The sequence below is a fragment of the Oleiphilus sp. HI0079 genome (assembly GCF_001635105.1).
Window position 1 is genome coordinate 1 of sequence record NZ_LWFT01000534.1, and the last position, 10,196, is coordinate 10,196.

4 protein-coding genes are annotated in these 10,196 nt (G+C 50.8%); all 4 read left to right on the forward strand.

Translation table 11 applies throughout. The features are described from left to right. Positions 1–5,662: VCBS domain-containing protein (locus A3750_RS07940; RefSeq protein ID WP_156498483.1), on the forward strand; the 5,662-nt coding region annotated here is incomplete at its 5' end. 22 nt (positions 5,663–5,684) lie between these two features. After that, on the forward strand, positions 5,685–7,880 hold the full coding sequence (locus A3750_RS07945; RefSeq protein WP_082873232.1) for a type I secretion system permease/ATPase: 2,196 nt from the start codon (positions 5,685–5,687) through the stop codon (positions 7,878–7,880). Beyond that, positions 7,877–9,205 (forward strand): HlyD family type I secretion periplasmic adaptor subunit, encoded by a 1,329-nt coding sequence (locus tag A3750_RS07950; protein ID WP_068464648.1) that lies wholly within the window; start codon positions 7,877–7,879, stop codon positions 9,203–9,205. Before A3750_RS07945 ends, A3750_RS07950 begins: the two co-directional genes overlap by 4 nt. A gap of 107 nt (positions 9,206–9,312) precedes the next feature. Next, a partial coding sequence (locus A3750_RS07955; protein WP_068548151.1) for a TolC family protein occupies positions 9,313–10,196 on the forward strand: 884 nt, incomplete at its 3' end.

Genomic DNA, 10,196 nt, shown 5'->3' on the forward strand with positions numbered 1-10,196 from the left:
AATCGTAAGTGGTGACGCCAAATTAGCATCAGGAACCGAAGATACCGCAGTCACGTTAACTGAAGCACAACTGCTGGCTAACGCTTCGGATGTTGATCATGGTGAAACAGCAAAGTTAAGTGTGCATAACCTTAATGCAGATCACGGTACGATCACAGACAATAGAGACGGTACCTACACTTTCACTCCCGAAGCAGACTACAACGGGGCGGTGCATTTTTCTTACGAAGTACAAGATGCTCATGGTGGCAGTACGGCAGCGAGTGCTTCGCTGGATTTGGCAGCGGTAGCGGATGCGGCTGTCATTACCGGCCAAGATACGGGCTCTATCACCGAAGACCGCAATGTTGGGCATGACTCGGCACAGTCGATCCAGGTAATGGGCTCCCTCTCTGTCACTGACCCGGATGCAGGGCAAGACCATTTCATTGCAACAAACCCGATGGTTCGAAACGAAAAAGTCATCAGCGACCCTTTTCAAGGGGAGTTGCATATTGATCGTCACGGAAACTGGGATTATCGGGTTGCCAACGGCAACTCTGCGCTTCAAGCGCTGAAAGAGGGTGAAACCCGAGATGTGATTTATGAAGTCAGGTCCGCCGATGGTACGACGCACAGAATCAATATCACGGTTACGGGAACCAATGATGCACCAATCGTAAGTGGTGACGCCAAATTAGCATCAGGAACCGAAGATACCGCAGTCACGTTAACTGAAGCACAACTGCTGGCTAACGCTTCGGATGTTGATCATGGTGAAACAGCAAAGTTAAGTGTGCATAACCTTAATGCAGATCACGGTACGATCACAGACAATAGAGACGGTACCTACACTTTCACTCCCGAAGCAGACTACAACGGGGCTGTTCACTTTACCTACGATGTACAAGATCCCCAAGGCGCGACGGTCGCTGCCTCTGCATCTATGTCCTTTGCAGCTGTGGCCGATGCGGCTGTTATTTCGGGTCAAGATACAGGCGCGGTTACAGAAGACCAGAATGTCTCTTCATTTAAAACTTTAGAGGTGAGCGGGCGGCTCACCATCACCGATGCAGATGCGGGTGAAGCCAGGTTTGTCGAACAGATGAATGTGCTTGGTAATGCGTCCCTCGGAGAATTCGCAATCACGGCGACCGGACAGTGGATGTATACCGCAGACAACGCGCAAACTGCCATCCAAGAGCTTGGGGCTAAAGAAACGCTCACCGACAGCCTTGAGGTGACGAGTGCTGATGGAACGCGACATACGATTACGGTGACCATTGAAGGCACAAACGACGCTCCAGTGGTTGCAAATGCTGTGACGACGCAAACGGCCAATGAAGACGCATCATTCACGTTTGCCTTGCCGGTCGACACATTTTCTGACGTCGATGCGACTGACAGCTTGACTCTCAGTGCCTCCGGCACTCCGTCTTGGGCAACCTTCGATCCTGCGACAGGTACCTTCACCGGCACGCCAAAGAACTCGGATGTCGGAACCACACAGGTGACGGTCACCGCGACGGACAGCCAGGGCGCTACAGTCAGCACGACCTTCAACCTAGTCGTGAACAACACCAATGACGCCCCGACCTTAAACCCGATTGCTTCTGTGACTGTCGATGAAGACGGACAGCAGGCAACGGGCCAGTTGACCGCTACAGACCCAGATAGTGGCGACCATTTGAGCTATGCCCCTGCGTCTTCTGTCGACGGGTTCAAATTAAATACCGATGGTAGCTGGAGTTTTAATCCCAAGGATGCCGCGTACCAGTCGCTGCCCGATGGTCAGACACAAACCCTAACTATTCCCGTGACAGTTACGGACTCGGCGGGTGCGACTGACACTCAAAACCTCACGATCACGATTACCGGTACCAACGATGCACCCACTATTGGAGCCGCCACCGGCGCCGTGACCGACCAGTCAGCGATGAGTGCAAGCGGTAAAATCTCAATAAGCGATGTAGATGCTGGTGAGGCGTCGTTCAAAGCGGCAAGTGGTTTGGCCGGGGCTCATGGCACGCTCGATATGCGAACCGACGGTACATGGACCTACACGCTTAGCGGCACCGATCCGGTCGTCAAAGCGCTGGGCGTCAATATGAGTTTGACCGACCATGTGACCGTGACTTCAGCCGATGGCACAACCAAAGTGGTTGATATAACGATCAATGGTAGCAACGATGCGCCAACCATTACGAGCGTCGCCCTTAGTGGAACGGAAGACACTGCATACACATTCAAGTCCGCCGACTTTGGCTTTCACGACGCAGACTTTGGCGCCGCGATGCACCATATCACCATCACCACCCTGCCCGATCCGGCCGAGGGTGCGTTATCGTTGGATGGGCGTGCAGTAACGGCAGGCCAAGACATAGCCACAGCCGATATTGGTAAACTCGTGTTTACACCGGCCCAGGATGTGAATGGTGATGTTCACTTTGGGTACACAGTAAACGATGGATTGGCTGATTCTTCTGCTGCAAAAGCCACGATATCTTTAGCCGGCACGCCTGACGCGGCTGTGATTACCGACACGACCCCAAATCAACAAATATTGAATGAAGACCAACACGTTTATTCGTCAGGAAGCCTACATACCGCAGAAAACCTGGTTCGTGTTGTCGACCCAGATGGTACCGCCCAAAACCAGTTTACGCCGACGGGCACAGTGCATGGCAGCGGCGCAGCAGCTACCGGCTCATGGGTCGCCGGTGACAAAGGCGTTGGGCAATTCATCTTGCATGCCGATGGCCGCTGGTTCTACAAAGTCGACAATGACAACTCAAACATAAACAGCTTGGGTGACGGCGACACCTTTAAAGAGACGCTGACGATTCACTCTGTTGACGGCACTGCGCATGTGCTTGAGGTGACGGTAAACGGCAGCAATGACGCGCCGACGATTGCAGGCGTGTCGGCACAAACCGTCACCGAAGACACCTCCCTGACCGCTAGTGGTCAGCTGACGATTACCGATATTGATTCAGGTGAAGATCACTTCCAGACTCAAACGGGTGCTGCAACCAGATACGGCCACTTCAGTGTTGATGCGACTGGACAGTGGAGTTACAGCCTGGAGAACAGTAATCAGGCAGTGCAGCGCTTGGGTGTCAATGAACACCTGGAGGACAGAATATCCGTGACCAGTGCCGACGGCACCGTCCATGTGGTTTCCGTCACGATCAATGGTTCGAATGATGCCCCAGTAGTTTCATCGAGTGTGACTTTAGCAGCCGGCACAGAGGATACTGCAGTCACGTTAACTGAGGCACAACTGCTGGCCAATGCTTCGGATGTTGATCATGGTGAAACAGTACAGCTAAGTGTGCATAACCTTAGTGCAGACCACGGCACGATCACAGACAACAAAGACGGAACGTATACCTTCACGCCCGATCCTGATTACAACGGGGCGGTCAGTTTCACCTACGATATACAAGACCCACAGGGCGCGACAGTCGCTACCTCTGCATCCATGTCCTTAGCAGCTGTGGCAGATACACCGATCGTAAATGTTGATATAGCTGATACTGCGGACAATGTTTTGAATGCCAGCGAATCTGGTGCGGCCGCTATATCAGGTACGCTCGACCCGAGCGTAGCGTCAACACTAGAGCGCATTGATATCACCGATGGCACAACAACGGTCACCGTCGACAAGGCCAATATCACCGTTGCTGCAGATGGCACTTATCAAACAATCGCAGACCTTTCTGCCTTAAAAGACGGAACACTCACCGTGACGGCGCATGCGACCAGTCATGACGGCACAACTGCAACCTCGACTGACACGATTATCAAAGACACCGTGGCCACCGAGCAAGATAACAATGCCAGCATGAATGAAGATCAGCCCAGCATTCATGGCAACCTGATTGTTGATGACGAAACCGGTGTTCAAGTGACCGGAGGGCTCGGCGAACAACAGGGCAACTACGGTAAGTTCGTGATCCACGCTGATGGCTCTTACACCTATACGCCCGACGCTCGGGCGCAAGCACTGAGCCTGAATGAGCACCAACAAGAAACATTTAACTTTAACGTTACAGATAAAGCAGGGAATATCGCGACTGAAACCTTTCAAATCACGCTGACAGGGCGTAATGATGGGCCTGTTATTACGGGCGACACGTCAGGCCAGGTAACAGAAGATGGACCAAAAGTCGCTGTCTCTGGAGTGCTCGCTACGCAAGACCCGGATGCTGGCGAGTCTTCTTCGTTAACGCCACTGAATAATCAGGCAGGCCAATATGGTCACCTTACTTTGCAAGCGGATGGGCACTGGGTTTACACGCTCGATAACAGCCAACAAAATGTACAAGATTTGAAGCAGGGTCAAACCGTCCACGATACATTTACGGTCACGGCAACCTCAACAGACGGAACAACGACGACGCAAACCCTCACCATTGATGTGCAAGGTAGTGCTGACGCCCCGGTATTGCACAGTTTTAGTGATTCAGGGAAACAGCATAGCGGGGCGATTGAAGGCAATGTTATTACGGGCGCTGACACTGACCAAGGAACAAGCGCGGCCGCGACCGATTCAGATAGCAACGCGCATCTCGTGTTACACGATATTCAGATCCATGATACAGCAAATGGTCAATATGTTGCGGTAACACCCGGAAACCCATACACCATTGCTGGTGTAGGGACGTTAACGATAGAGGGCAACGGGCATTATGTATTTGATCCCGCTTCTGGCTTTACCGGCAGCGTGCCACCTATGACTTATCGTGTAGTCGACACCGGAGGAAGCAGTACCGTTGGCGAGTCTGCTCAAAATGTTCTGAATATTGAAGTGACACCAGATATGACCGCTCCTCCGACGATTACGGGGCTAAGTGGCGGAGGTACGAGTATGACGGCAACGCTGGTGAGTCCTACGGGATCAAGCGGAAACTGGGGTGTTCAAGACCCTAAAACAGGAGCAATAGAACACTCAGAGCACGGGCAGTATGGCTCGCTCTCGGTCGATCCAAATACGGGTGTAGTGACCTATAACACTGGGGCTCCAGATTCTGGCGTGCATAAAACTGGGACCGGTGTAACGGGAGATGTTATTGAGCATTTTGTGATTACTCAAGGTGGTGTCGCAGCGACTCAGATGCTTGTGGAAGTGCATTTGAGTGCGCAGGCGACACACGGCCACAGTGGGCATTACGTTGAACATATTGCGGTAAAGGATATGTCTTTGGCACCTGTCACAAATACTCAAAATGACGAACCCGATGAATCTGTCGTCGATGATCTTACGATTCCAACAATTACGCTTGCATTTGACGAGTCAGCAGAAGTAAATGACGTCGACTTTAGTCGGCTTCACGATCTCAAACAGAGCCATACAGGCTCCATGGGAACGGAAGTTGATGAGAGGGCCTCAAAAGTGTTTGGTTCAGCGGCCGATAATGAATCGAACGATGCACTGCAGAACATGATTGCAGACCATCTAAGCGCACATCACAAAGAGAAAGCGGATGCAAAAGCACTTGCAGATCCAGACAACAAAGACGCCAATGCTGCAGGTAAAGACGCGAGTTCAGACGATTCCAATAACGCCGCGCATGATGCTGCGGCATCGGCACATGATGACTCGATGGCTGGCAGCTCTAGCTCACATATGGATAGCCTGGTACCGAAACCAGACGATGACACCTTGCCACCCATTTAGGCTGTAAGGTTTAGGAGATTAAATGACGGAACAGAAAATGGACGAGCAGAAGGCTAGCTGGGATACCGGCTCGCCTGAACGCACGCACTTTGATCCATTGCTCGACTGCCTTGTTGCGGTTGCCAAGCTTTACGATAAGCCAGTGACAGCGACTGCGCTAGCCGCAGGCCTCCCGTTGGAGGACAACAAACTCACTACGACTCTGCTGCCTCGTGCTGCTGAACGAGCAGGGCTGACTGCCAGACTCTTAAATCGGGATTTAGATGCGATCGTCCCTGAGGTTCTGCCAGCAATTTTACTTCTGCACAACGGTCATGCCTGTGTGTTAACCCACCTTGATAACGCGACCAACAAAGCCACCATCATTCGGCCCGAAGCAGGTTTGAGCGAAGTCGAGATGGAAATCGACAGCTTGAAAGAGCTTTACACCGGATTTTGTTTCTTCATCAAGCGAGAATACCAATTTGATAAAGAGCGCCGACTCGTTACTGGTGAGGCCGGTAAGCATTGGTTTTGGGATACGCTTAGGCTCTCCTTCCCCATCTACCGCGACGTTATTATTGCCTCGGTGCTGATTAACCTATTCGTACTCGCTAGCCCATTTTATGTACGCAATGTGTACGACCGAGTTGTACCAAATTCGGCCTTCGATACCCTATGGGCGTTCTCCATTGGTATCGGCATTATCTTTTTCTTTGACCTGCTTCTAAAGTTAATACGTACTTACTTTCTTGATATCGCTGGACGCAAATCAGACGTTATTCTTTCTTCTAAGATTTTTGCGCATGTGCAAGCGCTCAAACTGGAATATCGCCCGGCCTCCGTCGGCTCTTTTGCAAAAATGGTCAGCGAGTTCGAAAGTATTCGAGACTTTATCACCTCTGCGACCATGAGCACTCTGGTCGACATTCCGTTTGTCATTATCTTTCTGCTTGCCATTTACGTCTTTAGCGGCAACTTGGTGATCGTACCCATTGTTTCGGTGGTGTTGATTCTCGTTATCACGGTGTTGATTCGTCGGCCTGTCGATGAATCCATCTCCCACAGTTATGGTGCCTCTACGGTTAAAAACGGTTTGTTGATTGAAACGCTGAATGGCCTAGAAACCGTCAAAAGCAATCGTATGGAAGGGCTCAACCAGCGTAAATACGAACAAAACGTTGGCGAAACATCGTACTGGAGTAACCGCTCTCGCTTATATTCAACCATCGGCACCAGCACCTCCGGTTTCATTCAACAAATGACCACCGTGGCGCTGCTCATTGTGGGCGTTTACGAGATATCTAACCACGAGCTGAGCATGGGTGGCTTGATTGCCGCCAGTATGCTGACAGGGCGAGTCATCGCGCCAATGGCTCAGGTTGCAGGTTTAATTGCTCGGTATGGTCAAACCAAAGAAGCCTACGAAGGTATTGCCCGAATCATGGAGATGCCTATTGAGCGCGACCCAGACAAGCAATATCTGCAACGCGACAAAACTGAAGGACACTTTGAGTTGGAAGGCGTCGGCATGGCTTTTCCCGAGCAGACCGTGTCGGTCATAAAGAACGTCAATCTGAATATCCCCGCCGGAAGTCGCCTTGCGGTGATCGGACGTATTGGTTGCGGAAAGACCACACTGCTGCGCTTATTAATGGGGCTTTACACGCCAACAGAAGGTGTCATCAAACTCGATGGGCTCGACATTCGACAACTCGATCCGAGCGACTTGCGGGCGATGATTGGCTGCGTAGAGCAACAACCAACACTTTTCTCGGGTTCGATTCGCGACAATATCGCCTCGGGAACCCCCTACGCGACCGACGAGCAAATTTTGAAAGCCGCAGAAATGTCGGGTGTACTAGAATTTACGGCAACCCACCCTGAGGGCTTGAACCGTCAGACTGGCGAGAACGGACGCATGTTGTCTGGTGGCCAACGTCAATGTATTGCACTTGCGCGAGCACTGCTGCGAGATCCAAAAATTCTCATTTTTGATGAGCCCACAAGTGCCTTAGATCAAGATTCAGAGCGCCGACTTATCGCGCGTTTAAGCAAGCTTGCTCCGGATAAAACGATTATTGTGTTCACTCAACGCTTGGCCATTCTAAGTTTGCTCGATTCAATCGCAGTCATGGACGATGGCGAAATACTCATGCATGGCCCGAAACAAGATATCCTCGATCGTCTTGCTGGAAAGCCAGCCGCCCACTCAGATAATGATGGAGGCGTAGCATGAGCCTCTCCAAAAATCAGCTGAAGAAGCTGAATCAGCAAGATCTCAACTTTGTAACGGATGCGTCGCAAGGTGAGCTAATGCGAACCCCGAAAGTCGCGCAAGTGATCCTTTGGGCACTACTCGGTATGGTTGGTGTGCTTGCCGCTTGGGCGTATTTCTCAAGTATTGATGAGATCGTCCGTGGACAAGGCAAAGCGATCCCTATCAGCCACACGCAAGTCATTCAGAATCTGGACGGTGGTATAGTCAAAGACATCTATATCCGCGAGGGACAAACCGTTAAAGCGGGTGATCTACTTATGGAGTTAGACGCCACCTCAGCGGGCGGTGCACTGGCACAATCGGTCGCGGAAACCTCGTCACTCATTGCCGAAGAAGTGCGACTTGCCGCGGAAGTGGCGGGAATGTCCCCCGACTTTGACCCAGAGATGGCAAATCAGAATAAGCGCTTTGTAGAGACACAAGTACAACTTTATAAAGTACGTCAAGACGAGCTGCACAAACAAATTGACGACATTCATCTAAAAGCGAGTAAAGCGCGGCAAGAGCTTGTGTCCGCTAAACAGCAGCAAGAAGATCAAGAAACTCAAGTCAAGTTGATCCAACAGCAGCTCAAAATGAACGAGCCTCTGCTTAAAATGGGGGCAGTATCGGAATCGGTTGTGCTCGACATCAAACAACAATTAAGCCGTGCACAAACTGAGGTGAATCAAACCAAAAACCAGATACCCTCCCTTGAATCAGAAGTCGAACGCCTGAAAGGAGAAGAACAAAGCGTCATCGCTGCGTTTAAATCCAAAGCACAGCAACAGTTGTCAGAAGTCCGCACACGTTTAGATATTTCACGAGGCAAGCAAACCGTCACCGAGGCGAGCGTTGACCGTACCGAGCTGCGCTCACCAGTCGATGGCGTCATTCAAAAACTCTATGTGAATACGATCGGTGGTGTTGCACGGCCAGGTGTTGAATTAATCGATATCGTACCAATTGGAGACGAGTTACTGGTTGAGGTCAAAGTAAAACCCAAAGACATCGGGTTTGTACGCAGAGATCAATATGCCAAAGTGAAAATCTCCGCTTTTGACTTTGCGGTCTATGGTGGTTTGGATGGCAAAGTTGAGACCATCTCCGCCGACTCCATTACCGATCAACGCGGCAACAGTTACTATATTGTCAAAGTACATGTCGATAAATCGTACTTTGGCGAAGGGGAGAATCGCTTAAACGTCATCCCTGGCATGCAAGCAACGGTCGATATCAGCGTTGCAGAGAGAACAGTACTTGAATACATTATGAAGCCATTGCTGCGCGTACTGCAGAGATAATAAGCCAACGAAAGCAAACACATTGAACGCGACTTTACGTCAGTTAATCGCGCTTTAGAGCGAAACAGAACAGAAAGAAAAGATGAGTTTCAAGGAGAAACAAACGAATGAAGCGGACAAGACAGCTAAGTGTCATGCTTGCAGGGCTTCTAGCCTATCAGGTTCCCTTCGCAGACAACCTAGAGCAGGTTGTATTTGATGCGATTCAAACCAACCCCGACATGGCGATCTCGGTGCAGAATTATTATGCTTCGCGCGCCGAGCTCGATTCCGCGCAAGGTAATTTCCTACCGAGCTTAGATCTAACAGCAGATACCGGAAAAGAAGACATTGATCGTGTCGGCTCGACATCAGATACCAATGAAACGCGCGCTCAAGCCAAGCTGCAATTAACAATTCCTGTGTTTCGAGGCTTTGCGAACACCAACGAATATGACCGTGCCGACTTTGCAATGCAGGCTAACTATTATCAAAGTCTCGCTCAAGCGGAGCAGCTTTCATTACAAATCGCCCGCGCCTATACCAATGTTCTAAATGCACAAGATGTCGTTCGCCTTTCGGTTGAAAACCTAAAATTGCACGAGAATACATACGACTTGGTAGAGGCGCGCAAGAAACAAGGTGTTGCCGACAAGGCCGATCTAACACAAATGAAAGGTCGCCTATCACGCGTTAAAGCCAATTTGCTGGCTGCGCGCAATAATTTGCGCGACGCGGAGACCAGCTACATTCAGTTGACCGGAACGCGCCCCTCAAATCTAGTGCGTCCTCAAATAGACAGCACCTACTTGCCAGAAAGCAATGAACGCGCCACAACACTCGCACTAGCGAATAACCAAAACCTCATTGCCAGCCGCCTAAGTGCGCAAGCTTCTGCAGCGAACTCCGACGGTTTAAACGCTCACTATTACCCGAACCTCGACATCGTTGCAGACCAAACCTGGAAGGATCATGTCTCTGGCGAGCAAGGCCATGAAAATGAATGGCGCGT

Coding starts and splice junctions, on each gene's coding strand:
- A3750_RS07945 (WP_082873232.1), top strand. CDS start 5,685: ATGACGGAACAGAAAATGGACGAGCAGAAGGCTAGCTGGGATACCGGC.
- A3750_RS07950 (WP_068464648.1), top strand. CDS start 7,877: ATGAGCCTCTCCAAAAATCAGCTGAAGAAGCTGAATCAGCAAGATCTC.